17 protein-coding genes are annotated in these 22529 nt (G+C 44.4%); 5 read left to right on the top strand and 12 right to left on the bottom strand.

What is annotated here, in order from left to right:
- The first annotated feature begins 60 nt into the window (after positions 1 to 60).
- Complete coding sequence (locus ACDZ28_RS12835; RefSeq protein ID WP_375104858.1) at positions 61 to 894, top strand: AraC family transcriptional regulator; 834 nt, start codon at positions 61 to 63, stop codon at positions 892 to 894.
- Positions 895 to 1292: 398 nt separating this feature from the next.
- On the opposite strand, the gene ACDZ28_RS12830 is transcribed toward ACDZ28_RS12835, so the two are convergent.
- The 5 genes from ACDZ28_RS12830 to ACDZ28_RS12810 all read right to left on the bottom strand — a co-directional run bounded on the left by ACDZ28_RS12830 (position 1293) and on the right by ACDZ28_RS12810 (position 6710).
- Positions 1293 to 1499, bottom strand: coding sequence for a hypothetical protein (locus tag ACDZ28_RS12830; protein WP_375104857.1), 207 nt, complete (start codon positions 1497 to 1499; stop codon positions 1293 to 1295).
- Positions 1500 to 1515: 16 nt separating this feature from the next.
- Complete coding sequence (locus ACDZ28_RS12825) at positions 1516 to 3507, bottom strand: beta-galactosidase (protein ID WP_375104856.1); 1992 nt, start codon at positions 3505 to 3507, stop codon at positions 1516 to 1518.
- Positions 3508 to 3632: 125 nt separating this feature from the next.
- A complete protein-coding gene (locus tag ACDZ28_RS12820) occupies positions 3633 to 4934 on the bottom strand; it encodes an ABC transporter substrate-binding protein (RefSeq protein WP_375104855.1) in 1302 nt (433 codons plus the stop codon).
- A gap of 61 nt (positions 4935 to 4995) precedes the next feature.
- A complete protein-coding gene (locus ACDZ28_RS12815; RefSeq protein WP_042124320.1) occupies positions 4996 to 5829 on the bottom strand; it encodes a carbohydrate ABC transporter permease in 834 nt (277 codons plus the stop codon).
- Complete coding sequence (locus ACDZ28_RS12810; RefSeq protein WP_042124318.1) at positions 5829 to 6710, bottom strand: carbohydrate ABC transporter permease; 882 nt, start codon at positions 6708 to 6710, stop codon at positions 5829 to 5831. The genes ACDZ28_RS12815 and ACDZ28_RS12810 overlap by 1 nt, the downstream gene beginning before the upstream one ends.
- Before the next feature lie 135 nt (positions 6711 to 6845).
- Here ACDZ28_RS12810 and ACDZ28_RS12805 point away from each other — a divergent pair, with 135 nt between their 5' ends.
- Positions 6846 to 8666, top strand: coding sequence for a sensor histidine kinase (locus ACDZ28_RS12805; RefSeq protein WP_375104854.1), 1821 nt, complete (start codon positions 6846 to 6848; stop codon positions 8664 to 8666).
- Positions 8663 to 10324 (top strand): helix-turn-helix domain-containing protein, encoded by a 1662-nt coding sequence (locus ACDZ28_RS12800; protein WP_375104853.1) that lies wholly within the window; start codon positions 8663 to 8665, stop codon positions 10322 to 10324. Before ACDZ28_RS12805 ends, ACDZ28_RS12800 begins: the two co-directional genes overlap by 4 nt.
- Before the next feature lie 99 nt (positions 10325 to 10423).
- Here the strand turns inward: ACDZ28_RS12800 and ACDZ28_RS12795 are convergent, their stop codons facing one another.
- Complete coding sequence (locus ACDZ28_RS12795) at positions 10424 to 11590, bottom strand: GDSL-type esterase/lipase family protein (protein ID WP_042124312.1); 1167 nt, start codon at positions 11588 to 11590, stop codon at positions 10424 to 10426.
- Positions 11591 to 11714: 124 nt separating this feature from the next.
- Positions 11715 to 14036: an alpha-xylosidase gene (gene yicI / locus ACDZ28_RS12790; RefSeq protein ID WP_375104852.1), complete on the bottom strand. Its 2322-nt coding sequence runs from the start codon at positions 14034 to 14036 to the stop codon at positions 11715 to 11717.
- Positions 14037 to 14163: 127 nt separating this feature from the next.
- On the opposite strand from yicI, the gene ACDZ28_RS12785 reads away from it, so the two are divergent.
- A complete protein-coding gene (locus tag ACDZ28_RS12785) occupies positions 14164 to 15054 on the top strand; it encodes an AraC family transcriptional regulator (protein ID WP_076119816.1) in 891 nt (296 codons plus the stop codon).
- A 104-nt stretch (positions 15055 to 15158) separates the two neighbouring features.
- Entirely contained in the window at positions 15159 to 15917 is a 759-nt protein-coding gene (locus ACDZ28_RS12780) for a hypothetical protein (RefSeq protein WP_375104851.1), read from the top strand.
- 99 nt (positions 15918 to 16016) lie between these two features.
- Here ACDZ28_RS12780 and ACDZ28_RS12775 read toward each other — a convergent pair whose 3' ends face one another.
- From ACDZ28_RS12775 to ACDZ28_RS12755, 5 genes are all read right to left on the bottom strand, one after another.
- The gene (locus tag ACDZ28_RS12775) at positions 16017 to 18086 is read right to left on the bottom strand and encodes a class I SAM-dependent methyltransferase (protein ID WP_375104850.1); all 2070 of its coding nucleotides are present in this window, start codon (positions 18084 to 18086) and stop codon (positions 16017 to 16019) included.
- Positions 18087 to 18181: 95 nt separating this feature from the next.
- Positions 18182 to 19057 (bottom strand): radical SAM/SPASM domain-containing protein, encoded by an 876-nt coding sequence (locus tag ACDZ28_RS12770; RefSeq protein WP_339289316.1) that lies wholly within the window; start codon positions 19055 to 19057, stop codon positions 18182 to 18184.
- Between the two features lie 19 nt (positions 19058 to 19076).
- Positions 19077 to 20063 carry a Gfo/Idh/MocA family protein gene (locus tag ACDZ28_RS12765; protein WP_375104849.1) on the bottom strand — a complete coding sequence of 329 codons (987 nt, stop codon included), beginning with the start codon at positions 20061 to 20063 and terminating at the stop codon, positions 19077 to 19079.
- Between the two features lie 261 nt (positions 20064 to 20324).
- Positions 20325 to 21713: a threonine synthase gene (thrC, locus tag ACDZ28_RS12760; protein WP_375104848.1), complete on the bottom strand. Its 1389-nt coding sequence runs from the start codon at positions 21711 to 21713 to the stop codon at positions 20325 to 20327.
- Between the two features lie 103 nt (positions 21714 to 21816).
- Positions 21817 to 22320, bottom strand: coding sequence for a CYTH domain-containing protein (locus ACDZ28_RS12755; protein WP_042124295.1), 504 nt, complete (start codon positions 22318 to 22320; stop codon positions 21817 to 21819).
- Positions 22321 to 22529 lie beyond the last annotated feature (209 nt).

Raw genomic sequence — 22529 nt, 5'->3', positions numbered from 1 at the left:
TATAAATATAAAATAATCTTTCCAGCATATAAGAATATGGAACTAGAGGAGATGAAGTCATTGAAGGGAATCGTGCATCGTAGAATTGTGTTCCCCCATGAGGGCGGACAACATCTACCTATCACATTAGACAGCATCGGTCACAATCATCAACAGGAAAAAGTATCTCGTTTAGATGGCTACGAAACCTATCATTGGCTCCAAACGGCGTCCGGTGAAGGGGTGATTCATTTTGACAATAAAACATTTTCCCTTCCCGCAGGCAGCGGTGTATTACTTCTTCCTTATACCCCACATCGCTATGAAGCATCGGCTGCTAACTGGAGTACCTCTTATTTAACGTTTGGCGGCAGCTCCGCAGGGTCTATTTTGGAGACGCTGGGGATGAATATGAATTCTTTTTACCGCTGGGAAAAAGAGGCACCTCTCTCTAAATTGCTAAGAGAAATACTGGATCAATATGATGCCTCACAGGACATGTTTGGTCTGACCGCCTCCACTGATGCTTATCGCTTTCTACTTACTTTAAGCAAATATGGGCAATTACATAACAACACGACGATCTCCCGCAATGTGGATAAGCTGCAGCCGCTGCTGAAATGGATGGACAGCCATTTTGGTGATCCTGATCTCGGACTTGACGATTTGGCCGATCAGCTCGGAGTATCCGGGCGTTATCTCAACAATCTATTCATACAAACCTTTGGGCTATCTCCTTATGCCTATTTCGTACGGTTACGTATCCGCAAAAGCAAAGAAATGCTCGTCAGCCAGCCTGATCTCACAGTAAAAGTCATCTCACAGAGAGTCGGTTTTCGTGATGTCAGCCATTATGTAGCCACCTTTCGAAAGCAGTCTGGGACTACACCGGAGCAGTTTAGACGACTTCACTAATACTCTAAGGTGTACAGCTTAATCGCCTCCTGCGTAGTGAAATGCTACATAAGTTTGCTGATGACAGAGCATATCGCTGTGTGAATCTCATTAGTATGGGCATGTGCGTCAGAGTAACTGCATTTTGTACACTTAAATCAGCCTGTTCAGCAGAAAATATCCATATAAGTGTATTCTGTGCAGTTATATTCTTAGCATTTGGCTGTGAACCGCGATACTTCGCATTATAGCTGCACTAAATACAACTAAATCCATCTCATAGCCCGTGAGCACAAAATAAGTGTAGAAAGTACAGCTATTCTGTATCAAACCAACTCTCAATTCCTTCCAATTCAGCTATTCCGCATCGTACCAACTGACTTGTCTCGACAGGTACAATCCCCGCCAAAAAGTGTATTCTATTGCACTTCGTGCATTAGAATCTGGTGAAACCCATCAAAATGGACGTTTACCGCCAATCTGATTGCACAATCTGCAACAGATCTCAAATCCTCCCACCCAAAAAGGAATTCTATTGCACAGAGTGCAATCACAAGCACAAGCACAAGCACAAGCACAAGGATTCGATCATACGCCGAAGAAGATAAGAATGCCCTTCCCATCATCGGTTACTTAGAATCCCTACATCTCCAGAATTTCTACACCATACGGCTCAAGCTGCAGCTCTCCTGAACGAAGTGAGTGATCCAGCAGACTGCTATACTCCCGTGGCAACGGGACCGTCACCGGCTCCCGGCTCAAATTAAGCAAGAATAAGAAGCTTCCATGATCACCTGATCGCACAGAGGCCTGTACTCCATCCGGTAATCCCTCAAATCTAAACAACCCCTGCTGCTTAGATAGGCGGTCCAATAATACGGACCAGAATCTCTCTTCCATATGAGTCCCAAAATAATAAACCTGACCTTTTCCGAAGGCATTCACGGTTACAGCCGGCGTTCCACTATAGAAATCATCGCCATACCAAGCAATCGGCCATGCCACAACAGGTCTTAGGATATCGCACCACTGTGTGCATTCATATTGGTTACCCTCAGCATCAACGACCTTATGGGCTTCAGTACCAATCGGATCATACTCCAGCACCTCAACCCCTGTGCAATAGCTAAGCAGCCCCGGCAATGGCTGCATGACTGCGATGTTATTAGTATTTTTGACGCCACTTCGGTTGGTAACAAGCAAGGTTCCGCCAGTCAGTGCAAAATCCTCCAAACTACGTACGATCTCCTCATCCAGCAAATATAAATTCGGAGCAATCACTACTTTATATCCGTCCAGTGGCTGCCTAAGGTCTATCACATCGCAGCCCATGCCTAGCTTCGTCACGGCACGATGAATCTGTTTAATGTTCTCATAATAATCAAATTCCTCGGCCTGAGGCTGAATATCCAGTGCTGCTTTCTCTTCATGAGAATGAAGAATCGCCACTTCATTCTTTAGCGTCGTTCCATTCAGCTTCTCCCCAAGCGTATTAACTTCCCGGCATAACTGAGTGAACTCCGCAAATCTGCGTCCAGGGACATTGCTGTGATCAATCAGTCCGTGCCAGAATTGTTCTGCCCCTGCAACTGCACTACGCCAGCGAAAATGAACGACGGTATCCGCGCCTCTTGCAATCGTCTGCCAGGCATAAGCACGAATCATCCCAGGATACGGCGTTCTCCACATCGGCATCCAACAACCCGGTGATCCGCTCAGCTGCTCCATGATCCAGAAATTTTGACGTTTAATGCCACGGGTTACGTCTAGTGAAAGTGCCCCGCTATACGGTGTTGTCCCTTGCTTGGTTGGCGAAGTATTCGGATAATAGTCAAATGCAGCGACATCCAGATCAGCACCAACTGAATACATATCCAAACGCTGCGGATAACTATGAAAGTTATGAGTAATAAAATGCTGCGGACAAACCGTACGCAAAATATTAATCTGCATCTTCTGAAATGCTACCACTGAATCCCACTGAAACCGTTGATAATCCAGTAGAAACGATGGATTTTGATGGGGCGATCCGCCCAGTGGAACGGTAAGCTCATTCCAATCGCTGTATTCCCCACTCCACACAACCGTTCCCCATTCTGCATTCACCCGATCGAGCGTGACATATTTGGCTTTTACCCAAGTACGAAATGCTATGTTACAGGCATCACAATGACAATCTAACATACCGAATTCATTATCCGTCTGCCAGCCAATAACAGCTGGATGTTCACTATAATGCTCCGCAAGACGCTGAGTAATACGGTTTCCGTATTCACGCAAAGATGAACTATTATAGCAGCGGTGTCCGCGTACCCCCGGGTGAAAGGTCTCTCCATTCGCAAATACCGGCAGCACGTCCGGAAATTTCGTGGTTAACCATCTAGGAGGTGTAGCCGTCGGTGTACCAATCACGACCTGCAGTTCATACTTGTGAAAAAGATCCAGCGCGCGGTCCAGCCACCCCAATTGGTAATTGCCCTCCGCTATCTCTAAACGGCTCCATGCAAACTCGGCAACTCGAACTACCTTGACACCTGTTTCTTTCATTAATCTAATATCCGGTTCCCACATAGATTCATCCCAATGCTCCGGGTAATAGTCCACACCCATCTGAACAAGATCATATTGTTTCATCGGCGCCTCTCCCCTATCTTGTTATCATCCAAATAAAAGGCGCTCCCCGTCTCATAATGATGAGGTATACGGAGAACGCCTTTTTTAACCACTAGTCCATTTTAATCTTTATGAACGAGCTTTACTTATTTCTTAAGCTTGTCCCAAGCTGCTTGCATGCCAGTCATCCAGCCATTCACATCCACTTTGCCAGCAATCATCTGTTGAATAACACTAGCAAATTCTTGAGTTACACCATCAGGGAATTTAGAGGATTGCAAACCATATACTTTGTCTTCTTTTACATAGTTCCATACGTCAGATCCAAGTTTACCGATATCTTCAGGAGTTGCTTCGATGGTGGACAAAGCAGGGATGAATTTCCATTTTTTAACGATGTACTCTTTACCCATATCAGAAGTTACCAACCAGTTCAAGAATGTTTTAGCTTCTTCTTTAGATCCGGAATCTTTGTTGATAACAAGGTTAGCAGGAATACCTACTGTCATTTTGTCGTTTTTCTCAGCATCTTCATTGATTGGCATTGGGAACATACCGATGTTCATGTCAGGTGTGATGTTATCAACAAGGGTTTGTGCCCAGTTACCTTCTTGCATCATTGCAGTTTCACCTTTAGCAAACATAGCCAAGTGAGTGTTAGCATCTGTAGTCAAAGGATTTTTTTGTCCGTATTTCAAAGTCAAGTTGAGCAGGTTGCTCCAATCTTCAAACACTTTATTACCTACGATTGTACCCGTACCATCATTCAAGCTCTTAATGAAGCCATTTACATCATCTTGTTGTGCAAAGGCTACGCTGATCCCTTGGTTACCAAGGAGCCACCATTCTTGATATGCATTACCAAAAGGAGTTACACCGATCGCTTGCAATTTCTTAGCTGCTTCTTCTAGTTGTGACAATGTTTTTGGCGTTTCAGTGATGCCTGCTTTTTCAAACAAGTCTTTGTTATATACAAAACCAATTCCTTCAAGGTTCATTGGCATACCGTATACTTTACCTTCTTTAGTCATTGGCTCTGCTGCCATAGGAATTAGATCTTTCACCCAAGGTTGATCGGACAGATCTTCCATCTTATCTCCCCAAAGCTCCATTTCAGCATATCCACCATTTGAGAAAATGTCAGGTGCGTCGCCAGAAGCAAACTTAGTCTTCAGTGCTGCAGCATAATCGGCACCACCACCAACGGTTTGAATATCCAGCTTGATGTTAGGGTATTCTTTTTCAAATTCAACCTTAAGCTCATTAAGACCTTCAACGATTTCAGTTTTGAATTGAAAGATCTTAACGGTCTTTACTTCACCCTTATCTGTGCCAGCGCTTCCATTTTGTGAGTTACTAGAAGCGTTATTGCCTCCACCACATGCTGTTAATGCTAAACTCATCGCCATGACTGCCGAAAGAGCAATTGCTGAACGTTTCTTATTCATTATATTTTCCCCCTTAAGATAGTGGACTACTATTAAAATATTTGGAACGGAGGGCTCGGTGTTAACCTTTCACCGAGCCAGCCGCTATTCCCTCAACAATGTAACGCTGCATGAACAGATAGAAAATGATAATTGGAGCAATCCCGATTACGAGAGCCGGAAGCGCCATATCCCATTGTTTGGTGTATTGACCAAAGAAGGAGAAGGTCGCCAGCGGAATGGTACGAAGTTCTGGTGCCTGAAGAATCAAAGATGGCAGCAGATAGTCATTCCATATCCCAAGTGCATTAAGCACGATCGTTGTCATTACCATTGGCTTCAGCAAAGGAAGTACTATGCGGAAGAATACGGTAATTGGATTACATCCATCAACTGTTGCCGCCTCTTCAATTTCAAGAGGAACGGATTTGATAAAGCCGTGGAAAAGGAAGATTGCCATTGGAACACTGATCCCTAGATTCGTAATAATCAAACCCAGGAAGGAATTATTTACTCCAAGTACATTTACGACCTTCAAAATAGGAATCATGATCGTTTGAAACGGAACAACCATTGCGGCTACGAACAATAGCAGCAAAATCTGATTGAATTTCGTATTCGCCCGAACCATACGATAGGAAGCCATCGCACTAAACAGAGAGATTAGAATAACACTGATCACTGTGATGATTACCGAATTTCGGAAAGCTTCACCGAAACGTGCTAATTTCCAAGCATTTGTATAGTTCGACCACATGAAGGCCTGCGGCCAGCTTGCGGCATCACTCAGAATTTCACCGAAGGATTTCACTGAGTTCGCTAGCAAGAAATAAAATGGAGAGAGGAAGAGAAGGGCAAGAAGAATCATCAACACTTCTACGCCGATATTCCATCTGCTTTTTGACTTAGCGTTCATTAAGCTTCTACCTCCTTGCTCTTCGTAATACGGACCTGAATCAGGGTGATAATCGCTACGATAACGAAGAACAGCAGCGCTTTAGCAGTACCCAGACCGTAACGGTTGTTCAGGAAGGCTTCATTGTAAATATTCATTGCAACTGATTCTGTAGATTTGAATGGTCCGCCTTTCGTCAATGAAAGGTTAAGGTCGAACATTTTGAAGGACCAAGAGATAGCCAAGAACAAGCCGATAGTTACAGCAGGCATAATCAATGGAACTACAATGCTGCGTAGTACCTGCCAACGGGAGGCACCATCAATATCAGCCGCTTCCAATACCTCTTTCGATACGTTACTGAGAGAAGCGATGTAGATAACCATTAGATAACCGGAAGACTGCCAAACAAAAACCATTACAATCGCCCAGAAGCCGGTTGTTGCATCACCCAGCCAAGGAAGATTAAAGAACGACCAGCCTGTGAGTTCTCCCATGGTTGCGAACCCTTTGATGAAGATAAATTGCCAGATAAACCCGAGCAACAATCCCCCAATAACGTTCGGCATAAAGAAAATCGTCCGAAGCATGTTACGTGTCTTTAATGGTTTCGTTAACAGATAAGCAAGGAAAAATCCTACCACGTTAGTCAAAATCACACCTAACACAGTAAATCTTACTGTAAACCAAAAGGAAGACCAGAAGTCGGGGTCATTTGTAAATATAGTGGAGAAGTTTTGAAATCCGACCCAGCTTACATTACCTGATACACCGTTCCAGTCTGTGAAGGAGTAATACATCCCCATGATAAATGGGATAATCGTTATTAAGGTAAAAAACAAGACTGCAGGACCAACGAAGAATACCTGTTGACCTAACTGGGACAACTTAGTGCCGCGCATTTATTGCCCCCCCCTTTCTTTTGCTCACTTACTTGTTTATGCTTTATACACATATTATCTGTTTTTTTGAGCGCACCTCACACCTACGGAAGTGATCTTTCAGGTGTAAAAATTGATCGGATGTGACAAATTTCGATGAAATGGAACACGATTCGCACAAAAATGATCGTTTTCATCCTACTTCCAACACTAATTTGTATTATGGCCACGATGTTTATAAGCTACCACTTTAGTACTCAATCCTTAAGAACAAGAGCAGTAGATGAGAATACGAACCTTCTCTTTCAAGGTACTAGAAACATTGAAAGTCTGATTCAGGAAATCAATCGACTCTCCCTTATCGTCTATTCAGATTCAGAATTCTACAGATCTCTCGAAGCTGGATACGAGGATATGCTAGCAAATGCACGAATTTATTCTTCTCTAAATTACATTTCATCATCTATGCCTGACATATCTCAGGTCTATTTATACGGTGTCAAGGACAGCAAAGCCACTCTGCTCACCCAAAATACACCGAAACGTTGGCAGGGTGTTCCACCTTATTCTGACTCCAAGATCACTACCGATTCTGCGGTATCCTTACAGAGTACGCATTTAAGTCATAGCTACGGCCTAACGGCACCGATCCCGCAATTTATACCGGAGCCAGTGTTTACCTTACACAGAAGAATCGAAAGAGTCCCTACCACAAAAGCGCTTGGCTACCTGTCGATTGATGTCAAGCTAACGGCTCTAACCGACATCATCAGTCAGTTATATGATCAGAAGCAGGAGAAAATCTGGCTGCTGGATGGCAACGGAAACATTGTCTACGGGGACAATAGTGAAGAATACGGCAAGAAACTGAATACAGCTTGGTACGATACGAATATCAGGGACAAGCAAAGCTCACAAGGATACTTTGAAGAGGACAAAGCTATGTTTATTTACCAGAATATAGAAGGACCAGGATTAAATTGGACGCTGGTGAAGCAGATTCCCGTATCTTATCTTTTCCGAGAAGCCAATGAGGCGGCAACGATCAATATAGCACTGATGGTCCTGCTGCTGATTACAATTACAACGTTAACGATCCTAATCTCTTTTCGAATCACCGCCCCGATTAAGCAGTTGACCCGCTATATGAATCAGGTCCAGACCGGGAAGCTTGATATCGATATCCGCCCCATGGGCAAAGACGAGATCGGTGTCGTTACAGAACGGTTCCGCAGTATGATGGATACGATCAACAATCTGATCCTGAGAGAATACAAGCTGGAATTAACTAATAAAACGAATGAATTGCGGGCTTTGCAAGCGCAAATCAACCCGCATTTCCTTAACAATACCTTGCAGATCATCGGTACGCTTGCCTTGGAGCTTAAAGTACCCCAAATCTACTCTCTTCTTTCTGCACTAGCGAAAATGATGCGCTACAGCATGTACAATGAGGAGAAGATTGTCACGGTTAAGGATGAACTGGATCATGTCAAAGCTTACATCGAACTACAGAAGGAACGTTTTGAAAATAAATTCAGTTTCCGTTACGATATGGAGGAAGCTCTTTTAGAGACATTTATGCCTAAGATGATTCTGCAGCCTATTGTAGAAAACTATTTCAAACACGGTTTTAACCATTCCCGCTCAGACGGATTTGTTGAGATCACCGCTGCCAAATTGGGCGACAAGCGAATGGAAATCTGTATTCAAAACAACGGAAATGCTATTCCTTCAACGAAACTGGATCTTTTGCGGCAGAAGCTTCAACATTCCACTAGAACAGATATAGATTTATTAAGAAATACAGAGCAAGACAAGGAAGCTACTGGATCTGGTATTGGTCTGCCGAACGTTCTGGCTCGGCTCAAGCTCGTATGCGGAGATAGCGCCATCTTGACGGTGGACAACCTCAGAGCAGGTGGAGTGGTTGTAAGACTGGAAATAGACATTATAGCGGAGCGTGAGACGATATGAAGGCGTTAATTGTTGATGACGAGGCGAGAGTTAGAAAAGCTGTTAGACTTCTTGTCGACTGGGACGCACATCAAATAGATGAAATTCTGGAAGCCGGAAACGGAAATGAAGCTATTGAGATCATTCGGCAAGCGAAACCAGCCTTGGTCATTATGGACATGATGATGGAATCCGGTAATGGCGTAGAATTAATGACATGGGTTAACGAATTTGCCGGCAACATCAAATTCATTGTGGTCAGCGGACATAATGATTTCGAGTTCGTGCGCCAGACTGTTCGTCATGGTGGAATTGATTATATCCTTAAGCCCATTGAAGCGGAGGCAATCAATGTAGCAATCGCTAAGGCAGTGGCTGCTTGGCGTTCAGAGGAAGCTGACCGTAGAGAACGACAGAAGCAGAACATTCAGCTTAATGAGTTCAAGCCCATCTATGGAGAAAAGCTGCTATCCGCACTAATCGATGATCCGATCAACTCGGAAACATCTCTCCGAAGATTGCGTAGCGATGGCATTATCCCGGAAAATGTCCACTATTCACGCCTAATACTGGTGCAGACTGACACAGGAAATAGTCTCCTGCTAAAACGTTTTGGAGGAGACACCGGGCTCATGAACTACGCTATCGTAAATATTTGCAATGAATTTTTACAAGGACAGTATAAGGGTGTGGCTTTTCGTTACTGGGGAGGTCCTTCGGAGATTGCCATCATTCTATGGGATATCCAAACGTCTGTTGTCGAGCTTATAGGGAGAATTAATCAGGGGATCTACTCTACTTTGCAGGTCCGAATGCATTTCGGAATTAGCTGCATCGGCAGCCTGCCTAAGCAATTATCTTATCAGCGTGCAGAGGTGGCTGAGGCCTTACAGCGTAGAAATTTATTAATTCATGAGGATTACTGCCATTTTTCTACTTCCTCCGAAGAGTTTAAAGAGCGCAATGAAACCGCAAAGACAGAAATTCAAGGACATGCATCGCCGACGATCTTCGCACATGTGAAGGAAGATTGGAAAATGGCGGTCATCAGCGGAAGCACTGAAGTATTGTCCGCGGCAGCACAACACTGGGTGGACGAGCTTAGCCGATGCGGAATTGTTACACCGGAGATTCTAAACTCATGGAAGAATGATGCACTCTTATTTCGTTCCCAGTTGGTACGGGAAACGTTAGGTCCTGATGCCGATAGCGCACTAGCCGAGTTAGAACAGGCCGACCAGCTTCACCCAGCTCCTTATACGAATGGTTACTCGTTCTCCTTATTTGCCTGGCGTGACTGGTCATTTGACCTGATGCAGCGTATGTCAGAAGTGATTGCCGCTAAACAAGCTAAAGAAAACAATCCTATGCATGATATCGTGAAATATATCGAACTCAATTACGCCTCTGATCTCTCCTTACAGGAGATTGCCGGAAAGTTCTTTGTTAGCCGCGAATATATTTCGCGTCGGTTCAAACAGGAATACGGCATTAATTTTTCCGATTTCATCGTTAATATGCGGATAGATAAAGCTAAATTGCTGCTGCAGAACCCTCGTTTGAAGCTGTCGCAAATTTCTGAAATGGTCGGATTTCATGATGTGAAATACTTTAGCAAGGTATTCAAGAAACAGGTTGGTACTTCACCCAAGGACTACCGAAACCAGATTAAGATTTGATTCATATCACTCTACAGGAAACGGTTGTCATCCTTTATGGAAGACAACCGTTTCTCGTAGAAGTATAAGGATAATGTATAGCGTGAAACTTATTCTTACTTATATTTTTAAAAAGGCGTCCGCAACTGTCGTACCGGCTAATCCGTTCGGATGCGGGTCGTCTGTTCCGCTCATATATTCCGGTCTGATCCGGTGATCATCTGGTGCAGGTAACGACAATAGGCTTGCTATATCAAACACACGGCTCACGCCTATAGGCGGATTGGTCAATATCTCTTGATTCACCTTGCGCCAAGTCTCTTCTCTTTCACCCTGAAAATTGAACGGTGGTACTGTACTTAGAATAATACTTGCTTCTGCATTTTCAGCCTTGATCTTAGAAATAATAGTCGTCAAATCACCAAGAAGCTCATCCGCCGAACGGCAGCCAATATCAATATCATTTACTCCGAGTACGATCATTACTTCATCACTCTGTTTAGCCTTGTTAAGCCATGGACCATCCGCGGCAACATCATAAGCTCTAGCCCAGCCCGAGCCGATATTCCATACTCCAATATCTGTACCAAGACCATCAGCAATTCTCGCTACCCAATATTCGTACTCATCCTTTAATGTCCGCACACCTTGAGTAATTGAATCACCCAAGAATACTAGTCTCTTGTTAACAGATTTCTTATATCCGATAAAACTTGGCAGAACTAACAGCTTATCAGATTCTGTGAAACCTTCCGCTGATTCCTGCACAGTAAGATTTCCGGGCGCGTCATAGGCTGTTGCCAGCATCCCTTCTACATTGAAAGGAATCGATTTACCCGCTGTGAGCGTCTTAATCGTCCACGTAAACGCTAAGTAATGACCCTCCGGCAGATCAATGCTTGCCTCATCACTCCAGAAGCATTCGCCAGCCGAAACGGCTTTAGAGACATTACCTTCAAAAGTAAGCGCATGTTGTGTCTTTTCGGTAATCGTTCCGTCTGGTACGGTTCCACCGTCAGCGATATAAGCTGTCTCGATCACCCAGTCACCTCCAGGTTCACTGCCTACAGCTTCTTGCCCTTGATCCCATGTAGAATCGACCGCGTTACTATGCCAAAATTTTAGCTTCAACGAACCATTTTCCCTCAAACGAATATATGTCCTGAAGGTATGTGTAAACGGTTCTTGCCTATTCATTATAAAATTCGCTGCGGTTGAAAGAACCGTTGCTGAGGTATAATCCGTCTGGTTCAATACTCCACTTCCCTTAGTTAAATTAGCATTCATATTGTTTCCCCCGTCATTCAATAAGATTGTAACACTAAAACCTCTCTTATAAACCAGGGAACGGATCGTCCACCCAGTTTACAAGAGAGGTTATGGCTATATCAATATGCTTTGAGAAACGAGCTTATTTCAGTGTAATTGTAAACGATACGGATTTCGCACCTGCGTTTACTTTTACTGTAGTTTCATCTACTTGCTCTGCACCTTCTACAGCAGCGATCGTTCCGAGATCTTTAAGAGAAAGCGAGAATTCTTTACCGCCGCCTTCTGCAGTAACTGTTACGATACTGCCTTTACGGTCAGCCTTCACAGTCAATTCAGGAGTACCTTTAAGATCGCGAACCGTTGCAGTAGTGCTAGTGCCATCTTCAAGCGAATACAGGCCAAATTTAACGCCATTCGCATAATCGTAATCCGGTTTATTATCCACACTGCCGATTGCCAGCAAGGAATTCTGGCGAACGAATAATGGCAGACTGAAGAAATCATATTTCTCTTTACGCCATGATCCGCCTTGTACAGTTTCACCACTAAGCAGGTGCGTCCAACGACCAGCCGGCAAGTAGTATTTCACTTCTCCGTTTTCTTGGAAGATAGGAGCTACAAGCAAGGATTCACCTAGCATGTATTGACGATCCAATACTTCGCAAGTAGGATCTTCCGGGAATTCCATAACCATAGCCCGCATAGAAGCCCAGCCATGTTCATGCGCCTGTCCTGCTACATCATACAGATAAGGCATCAAGCTGCATTTGAGTTTCGTGAAGAAACGGGTAACATCACAAGCTTCTTCATCATAAGCCCAAGGCACACGGTACGAAGTACTACCATGCAGACGGCTGTGGCTGGACAATAGTCCAAACGCCAGCCAGCGTTTGAATACATGCGCAGGAGCAGTGTTCTCAAAGCCGCCGATATCATGACTCCAGAAGCCGAAACCGGACAAGCCTAGGGACAATCCACCGCGAAGGCTCTCTGCCATGGATTCATAATCTGCGTAGCAGTCACCGCCCCAGTGAACTGGGAACTGTTGGCCACCGGCAGTTGCAGAACGTGCGAACAATGCCGCTTCATTCTTACCAAGCTTCTCTTCTAACACTTCAAATACAACCTTGTTGTACAGTTGAGTGTAATAGTTGTGCATTTTCATCGGATCAGATCCGTCGAAGTACACTACATCTGTAGGAATACGTTCGCCGAAGTCTGTCTTGAAGCTGTCTACGCCCATATCTACCAAATCACGCAGATAGCCGGCATACCATTCACAAGCTGCAGGGTTAGTGAAGTCCACCAGCGCCATGCCCGCTTGCCACAAATCACATTGATAAACGTCGCCGTTAGGTTTTTTGAGCAGATAACCGTTCTTCTTACCTTCTTCAAACAAGCGGGAACGTTGGCCGATATAAGAGTTGATCCATACGCAAATTTTCAGGCCTTTATCTTTCAGGCGTTTTAGCATACCTACCGGATCAGGGAATACGCGCTCATCCCACTGGAAATCGGTCCATTGATATTCACGCATCCAGAAGCAGTCGAAGTGGAATACGCTCAGCGGCAAATCGCGCTCTGCCATACCATCTACGAAGGAGTTTACGGTTGCTTCATCGTAGTCGGTAGTGAAAGAAGTCGTCAGCCACAGGCCGAATGTCCATGCTGGCGGAAGTGCAGGCTTGCCAGTGAGTGATGTATAGTTGCTGATAACTTCCTTAATGGTAGGACCATCAATCACGAAGTATTCTAGGCTTTCTCCAGATACGCTGAATTGCGCTTTTTTCACTTTTTCCGAAGCGATTTCATAAGAAACCAGCTCAGGATGGTTAACAAATACGCCGTAGCCTTTGCTGCTTACATAGAAAGGAACATTCTTATAAGCTTGCTCGGAGCTAGTACCACCGTCTTTGTTCCAAAGATCTACGGTCTGTCCATTCTTTACAAAAGCGGTAAAGCGCTCACCCAAACCATATACGAATTCACCTACACCGAGATCCAGCTCTTCACGCATATACGTGTTGCCGTCTTGATCCGTGATATAAGCCATGGACTTGAAACCGCTGCCTGTAATTCTCTCGTCTCCACGATAGAAATCCACAGCCCATTGCTGGCCTTTGCGAATCACTACCCGAAGTCCTCCGCTGATCAGCACAGTCTCGGAATCGTTTTCTTCAATCTTAACGTGATCTCCAGTACCTTTCGTAAGTTCGAAGACTGGACCGCGTTCTTGTACGCCATCATGATGAATAATCTTAACCCCTACCACACCTGGAAGCGGGGAATGAAATTTAACAGTAAGCAGGGTTGAATTCAGCGTTGCTGAACGTCCTGTGATTGGAGTCGTTTGAGTAATTGCTGTTAATCCTTCTGGAGTCTTTTCTACAACATAATTTTGAACTGCGCCGTTAATCGTGATACCATCACGCACCAGCCAGAGACCATCAGTAAATTTCATTGTGTACTTGCCACCTTTCAATTTGGTGTTTATAGTTGCATTATACCGATAAAAAATACACAAAACTAATACTATATAGCTCATTTATAACACTATTTTGATGTTTTATCCGAAAGGAGTGACATTTATGGACCGTACAACCCAGAGTTTGCTAAAAGAAGACAGAGTGCATGGCGATAGCATGTTTCCGCTTGCAGCTTATTGGATCGAATTACCTGCAGGAACACATGTACTCGATACCCATTGGCATGAAGAAGCGGAGTTTTTTATGCTGCTAGAAGGAGAGATTCTGTTTCAGGTAGACACCGAATATTTCCCTCTTAAGGCCGGCGAGGCTGTATTTATCGAGTCCGGTGATATTCATGCCGCCTATGTTCTGAATGAAGATACTCCCTGCAGATTCTGCGCACTTGTGTTTCTCCCTGATCTGTTGGCTAGCGCTCAATATGATGCGATCCAGCAAAATGCCATTTTACCCCTTCAGGAGAAAAGACAGAGCTTTCCTCGCCACCTTACACCAGCTGTGCAATGGCAACAAGAACTTCTGCAACACTTAGAACGTATGATGGACGCCTACGCTACAAAATCCCCCGGTTTTGAAGCTTTTATTAAAGGCACACTTCTCATCATGCTCTCCCAGATTGCTCCAGAAGATCGTTTTGTTAACCGCAGCCAGCTGGATGACGCTGATACTACTAAGATCAATCGTCTTAAGAAGATTATTCTCTATATTCAGGATAACTATCAGGAGCCGATTCGAACTCGAGACCTCTCTGAGCTGATTCCCATGAGTGAAGGACAGTTCTGCCGTTTTTTCAAAGAGATGACCCGAAAGACTCCAGTGGATTACATTAACTCTTATCGCATTCGCCAAGCCGCCGATCTCCTGCAACAAAGCGACAGAAAAATATCCGACATTGCATTCGAAGTCGGATTTGATAATGTAAGCTATTTTATTAAAGTGTTTCGCAGAGCGATGAAATGCTCGCCTTCGGAGTTTAGGAAGGGGTCCCGTTGACATCTTGTTGTTCGACTTAGCTAATGGCTCTCTTTATTAATTCTTCCTGTTCATCTACCGATATATTATAGATAGATCTTATCGTCGTAGGAGGAGAATGAGCCATGCATATAACGAATATGACCTCTGCTATGGGAACGAGACTTAATGTAGCTGTTAGTCACCAAACTAACGATAAAACCATAAATTCAAACAGCAAGACAAGTGGTAGCGGAGACCACTTATCGATAAGCAAATCTGCAAAAGCAGCTTTTCAAAATCAATCTAAAATGAGCGGAATGGTTGATTCTCTACTTAAACAAAAACAGAGTATCATCGATAGCAAGAACAGCTTGATTGAAAGAACTACCCAAAGCTCTCACAGTCTGGATTCAATTCAAGATCAACTTAAGGACTTCGACAAGCAGCTCCAAACGATTGACCAACAAATTGCGAAGTACACCTTTGAAGAGCAACAAAAGAACTTAGAAAAAGCTCAAAAAGAAGATCTATCGGATGAACCTAAAACCGAGCAAGAGACACAAAACGAAAGATTGAATACGATTGTTGCTATAAGCCAAAATGTTTCACAAATGGAGGTAGTTTCTTCCACCCATTCTAAGATGCATGGCGAGGCAAGAGTTCTGACCAAGGAAATCGAATCGGATGAAGCTCGTTCTACTCATTCTGCAACAGCCAAACGTGAGCAGTTATCCAAAATCGAAGATAGAATATCGGAAATGAATGAAACGTTAGGCGATACCATAAAAGACACCGGAGATAAAATTAAAGATCAGGAACGGACTGAGAAATTAGCCACCTACCAAGGAATTCAGCGTTTAGCCGAAGATTCTGATAAGTCGCAGCTAGAAATACTAATCTAACAAAGACAAAATTCTCTATATAGAAAAAGCAATCGGACCTCTACTACATCAAAGGGTCTACCGATTGCTTTTTTAAATGCAGATGATGTTATTGTTCAACTATTCCTTCCGAATCACGATAAAGCAGGTGCTGTCTGGCAAGGCCACTTCCTGTCCGCTCTCATCCATGAATCTTACTCTGTCGCACAGTGCTTCGGTATACCCTTCTTGCAAGTAATGCCGGAAGACTTCAATCTTCGCCTGCTTTCCTAAATTCTGCTCAATAAATGAGGCGAACTCCGTAGGGGTAAAGTATCCAAACTGTTCTTGGACCTCATGAATGTAAGCTTCTTCGCCCCAAGTATACGTATATAAAAATTCCATGGCATCATTAACGGGCATAAGAACTTCTTGCGCCTCTAATCTTTGATACTGAATCTGACGTCCGGCAAAATCCTTCGCATATCGCTCCAGCCACACCAGACCGTCCTCTTCCAGAAAGCGAACTCTCCTCAGCAATGATGGGGGTTCGGTCATAATCCCATCACGAATAATGATAACCCCACCTGCTGACAATACATCAAAGGCACTTCGCAGGGCTGCGGAGACGGTGTCATGATTGAACTTTTTACCATTAAACGGCACATAAGAATATAGCTCATGCAAGATGGAAGAGAAGATTACCGTGTCCACTGTTCCAGCCACCACGAAATCTTTAAGGTTCAGCGCATCTCCCTGCAGGACCTCCCACTGACGACCTTCCCGCTGCTTACGCTGCCGCAGAGCTTCCACTACATTGCTCGATATATCAATGCCGATAGGGGTGACATCTGGCATACGCTCTTCCAACAAATCCAGCAGCACACCGCCGCCCGGACCGATATCGAGCACTTTTTGACCAGTAACATGCTCCAGAATTACGGCTTTATAATCTGCTGTATTATTCATCTGACTTAAGTAGGTATCTTCATTATGAAAACGGTCGAATGCGTCCCTCCGCAGCTCGAACAGGTCGAACAACAGCAATACTGCACGTTCATACAAAGGCGACTTTTCAGCTTCCATACAAAATTCAATCAGCTTCTCTGCTGCTGCCGAGAATTGGAACTGGAAAAACACCGTGTCTGGCAGATGCTCCTTAGCATATTGACGAAGCATTAGATGCGGGTTCTCAGCAGGCAAAGTCCCTTGTTCGATTTCCTCCCATGTAAGCTCCGATAAATATTTTTCGATAATCCGCTTCTTATAAACGTTGATCTTCTTAACACCCTTGTAGTCGTAGTAAATGCTGTTCATGACATGTTCGAAGCTGATATGATTTAGGGATTCATTCTGGGCCCTATGAGCAGCAAGTATCATCAACTTCAGAAATTGCTCCAGCGAAAAGGTCTGCAGTGCAGATTCCACATACCAGAAGATAATCTTACTTAAGGCGTCCAATCGTTCCGCATGGAAGCCTTCGTGCATAAGCTTTGCCCATTCCGTAGTGAAATCCTCCCCCCTGGAGATCGGACCCAGCCGCATTCTGCGCAGTCTTTCTTTCATCGGCATTGGACTAGCAAGTTCACCGGATGAAATCAGAGCGATAAGCTGTTTCACTTCATGCTCTACACTCAGCCAGAGCTCGGGGGACACAGCGCCGATAACGCACTGATTAAGTACAGTCAGCAACCGTTCCAGTTCCTCCGCCGTCAGCAGCTGCGCTTCCACAATCTCATGCAGCGGCTTATTCACTTCTGGTGGGACCTCCCCACGAATTTGCTGTCCTATTAGCCCATGGGTTTCAATAAGTCGATAAACCATTGCGCCTTTCTCGGAGACTGTCCTGCCCAAATGCCTTTCATATAACTGAGCGGAACCAATATTATGTACAAAACAGTTAATGCCTTCCTCCTGCCAAAGTAAGCGCTCCTTCAATGTGCCGCCTTTAGCCGATTCTGACCAAATTAATGTTTCTTCTACAAGCTCCTTTACCCAAATCGAACAGGGAAGTTGATTCAGAATCCTCAGACTGCGTTCCACATAGTCCAGCACAGAATTCCTGTGGTCCAGCTCCTCCAAAGATGCCACACGTTCCAGATTTACAATTTGCTCCTCCGCTTGAACAATAAGCTTCAGCCAGAGATGATCTTCTAAATGTTCTTGCACGCCTTCACGGTATAAGGTGATAGCTTCCAACGATTTCAGCATATACTCCTCCTTCGCTCCAAAGCGGAGATGATAATAAAAAACAGAACCAGGACTCATGAAATACCCATGTCCCGATTCTGTTTGCATTCACACATTTAAGTTCCGAACCGTTGCCGATATCCGCACTTGCGGCACAGCTCTTCTACCGCCTCTCTACGAGAGAACCCGTAAAATAGATTGTTCGCTCGTTCACCCTCTACGATTTCTGAGAACGGAGTCTCATGAATGTTTCCGAGGTTAATGACGCCTTCACCATCCAGACAGCACGGTACAACGGTACCATCCACAAGGATTGCCGCTTGGCTGCGCAGCGCATGACAAAACCCTTTTCCGTCATCTTCCGGCTCGTTCAGTGCAGGCCAACGGAACTCATGGTCCTGATTGAGATATACCCGTGGGGCAACCTTGACGCCGCTGCCAGGTATAACCTTTTCTTCGATCTTGAAATCAAGGTTAAAGGCCTCCTCCAGCACAGCAAGGGTCTCACGGTTCCGATTTTTCTCCAGATTGGTCAGATTATCCTCCGTCAAATTCCACAATCGGAAGGATATAATCACCCCTTGCGCGGAGGCTTCCCGTACAAAAGAAATAATCTCCGACAAATACCCTTCGCGGTTCTCAGATCCTTCATGCCCATCAAAGCTATGCAGAGAGAAGTTCATCTGTCGTAGTGCAGGTTTGCCTAGTATCTTAGGGCCAGCCTTATGAATTAACGTACCATTGGTAGTAATATTGACCTTGAACCCTTTGGCATGTGCCGCATCCAGCAGCTCACCAATCTTGGGATGCAGCAGTGGCTCACCTTTTACGTGAAGGTAAATATGATTACTATGTGGCTTAATTTCATCTAATATCGTATTAAAAGTATCGAGCTTCATAAAGTTCTTCGTTCGGGCGGTTGGTGGACAAAAGCTGCAGGCCAGGTTGCAGACGCTTGTTATCTCAATGTATACCTTTTTAAAAGTCTTCAAGTGCTGCTCCCCATTCTATTTATAGATCTGCGGCATAGCGGAGGCCGATTTGTGCTCTGGCTTCCTCCATAACCTCTGCTACCGCCAAGGAATTTGCATGCGTGTTAATTCTGCTTTCCCGGTCACCGTTCTTAATTAAGTTAATAAATTCCTCAACCTCATAATACATAGACTCGAACACCTGAGGCTGCGTAAGCTCCTCGACGGTTCCATCACGATACTGGATCTTCACTTGGTAAGGCTGGTTGATCTTATCGATCACCATGGTACCACTTTCCCCTTGAATCTCGGCTGGTAAATAGGAATCAGCGATCTTGGAATGCATCACAACTGCGTCCATATCATCGTATTGCATAACAATACTTCCTTCACCATCCACACCAGAAGATAGCATAAGACCCACAGCCTTTACAGAATTCGGTTTCCCGAACAACACTACCATAGGATACAAGCAGTAAACGCCAAGATCCATAAGCGAGCCGTTAGAGAAGGCCGGATTAAAAGCATTTAACACCGTTCCCTGCCGATAGGCATCATATCTCGATGAGTATTGACAATAACTCGCGAAATAACGGCGAACTTGGCCGATTTTATACAAATTGTCTCTGATCACTCCGAAATTCGGCATGAATGTCGATTTCATTGCTTCTACCAACAACACATCATTGTTCTTCGCAGCTTCAATCATTGCTTTTAGCTCCGCACTGTTTGAGGCAGCTGGTTTCTCACAGAGCACGTGCTTGCCATGATTTAAGCACATAATCGCCTGCTCAGCATGCATGGAGTTCGGGCTTGCAATGTATATAGCATCGACATCTTTACTGGAAACCATATCTTCCAAATTCGTATAAATTGTAGCTCCAGCATATTTTGCAGCAAAGGCCTGACCTTTCTCCATTGTGCGGGAGTACACGGCTGTCAGGATAAACTCCTCATTCTCCAAGCCGGCTTGCACGAAGCGGTCTGTAATAAAGTTTGTTCCAATGACCCCGAAACGAATTGTCATGATAATCCCGTCCTTTTTAGTTCTTACTAAATCTCTATATGCTATTTTCTCACTCTCTGGGTAGTAATGTCTACTTTTCAGGACAAATTTCCGACAAATTCTGATAGATCCACCTTGTGAAAAAAAGCACCACTCCTTCATCTTTTGTCGATAAGAAACTATTCCTGGTAGACTGCGACATGATTTGTCGAAGGATGCAGTAAAAAGGCTCCCATTCTTAACTTAAGAACAGGAGCCTGCTGAGCCATATGGACTTACAACTTATTTATAAAAAGCCTGCAATTGACGCACAATTTCATCCTTGTCATGATCCACTACGGTTTGATGCTGTGGCATCTCGAACAACGCTTTAATTTGTGCCGGGAATTCCTGCTTAATATCGATCAGGGTTATCGCCTCATCAAATTTAGCTGGATGTGCCGTCGCAAAGGTAATTCCAATCTCGTCCGAACCATTAAAAGCCTCGTAAGCCGCGATTCCACATGCAGTATGCGGATCAAGCAGATAGTTATATTCTTTTTGATACTTAGCGATTGTATTCAAGCATTGGTCATTCTTCACACCCAGCGCTGCAAAATCCTTCTGCACCTGCTGAAGCGCATCGCCTTCAACCGTAATCTTACCTTCAGTTTGGAGCTTGGACATATACGCGGATAGTTTCTCGGAATCCTCGCCTACCAAATAATATAGATAACGCTCAAAATTGCTCGCCACTTGGATATCCATTGAAGGACTGTATGTGCTTGTGAAGCTGCCCGGTTTGTATTCCCCGGTGTTCACGAAACGCTCCAAGATGTTATTTTCATTCGTGGCAATAATCAGTTTGTTAATCGGCAATCCCATTTGCTTCGCCAAATATCCGGAGAAAATATTACCGAAGTTGCCGGAAGGCACGCTAATGTTAATCTTCTTCTCACTGCTGCCATCGACATGTAGATACGCATAGAAATAGTAGACGGTCTGCGCCAGAATACGCACAAAGTTAATGGAGTTGATTGCACGCAGATGATAGCGACCCTTAAAGTCGAGATCCGCGAACAGATCTTTAATTACCTTCTGGCAATCATCAAAGTTACCGTGCACAGACAGGTTCAGTACATTGCTATCATCTACCGTAGTCATCTGCAGCTCCTGCACTTTACTTACCTTCTCATGCGGATGCAGAATACAGATCTTGATGCCTTCTTTACCGCGAACGCCCTGAATGGCAGCCGCCCCGGTATCCCCTGAGGTTGCTCCGAGGATGTGGATGATCTTGTTCTGCTTTTTGGAAATATAAGAATACAGCTCACCCATAAACTGCAACGCTACATCCTTGAAGGCAAAAGTAGGGCCATGAAACAATTCCAAGACATATAAGGAATCATTCACTTGGTGAATAGGCGTTACTTCCGGCGTGCGGAAATTGCCATAACTAGTGTTGACCATGTCCTGTAAATCCTCGTAAGGAATCTCATCATTAGTGTAATAAGCGAAGATCTTCAGGAACAGCTCCTGGTAGCTAAGACTTCTCCACTCTTCCAAAGTAGCTGCTGAAACGACAGGAATCTCGGCTGGGACCATTAATCCGCCATCATCCGCAAGTCCCATCAACACCGTATCGATAAAGCCTTTAGGTTCCACATTGCCTCTTGTGCTTATATACTTCATGCTCATCCTCCTGAACCCCTCTATAAATATATATAAATTATAAGTTTCACTTTATAGCTGCTTGTTTTCCCTATATACTACCACGTTTACGCGCTAAAGTCCGTTAATTCTTTGTCTTATTTTGTAGCTCTTTCCAGACAGTTTTGTTGCTGTATTGCCGTTCTGTACTGACATCCTTACCGAACCATTCCGGTGCCTTGAAGCTCTCCGCTTCCTCTAAAGATTCAAATTCAACCTCCAGAACGGACAATTTCAGCTGAGAATACACGTCGATCTCAACCGTTGTGCCCTTCCACACTGCAGTAATCCGCTCTTTGACCAAGGCTACCGCATTTACTGCCTCAATCATCTGATTATATAAACCCTCTGAGATAAAATATTCGATTTCTTCACGTTTGATCCCTTTGCCGTCCTTAAACGTATGCGTGTAGGTTACTTCGCCTGAGTCCAGATCCGTAATTTTACGCACACGCAGCTCTTGGCCCCCATCTATCGCCAAATACGTCTGATCGATATTATGCCGGGTAATAATCTTCAATTCGCCTTCTTGAATAAGCCGCTCCGGAAATTCCGGCAGCAGAAACTTGCGTTCGATCTCCAAAGCCATGATGTTTCGCTCCTCTTCGTGCCATTTATTTTATATTACTAATCATCATAGGGGTGAGACAAACCCAAGTCAATGTAGATTACAGAGAAATAGGTTATGCTTTTATCAAAAAATGAAACTGTTACGATCAACCTGTGACTGTCCAGGTTCAGGATCTACGATTGGCGGGGGTACGCATTGTCTAACTATCCGGACCCAGAAGGCAGCGC

The sequence above is a fragment of the Paenibacillus sp. RS8 genome (assembly GCF_041956825.1).
In the GTDB taxonomy this organism is placed as follows: domain Bacteria; phylum Bacillota; class Bacilli; order Paenibacillales; family Paenibacillaceae; genus Paenibacillus_AQ.
Note: the sequence above shows the minus strand (reverse complement) of the source record. Positions and strands in the feature narration are given on the sequence as shown.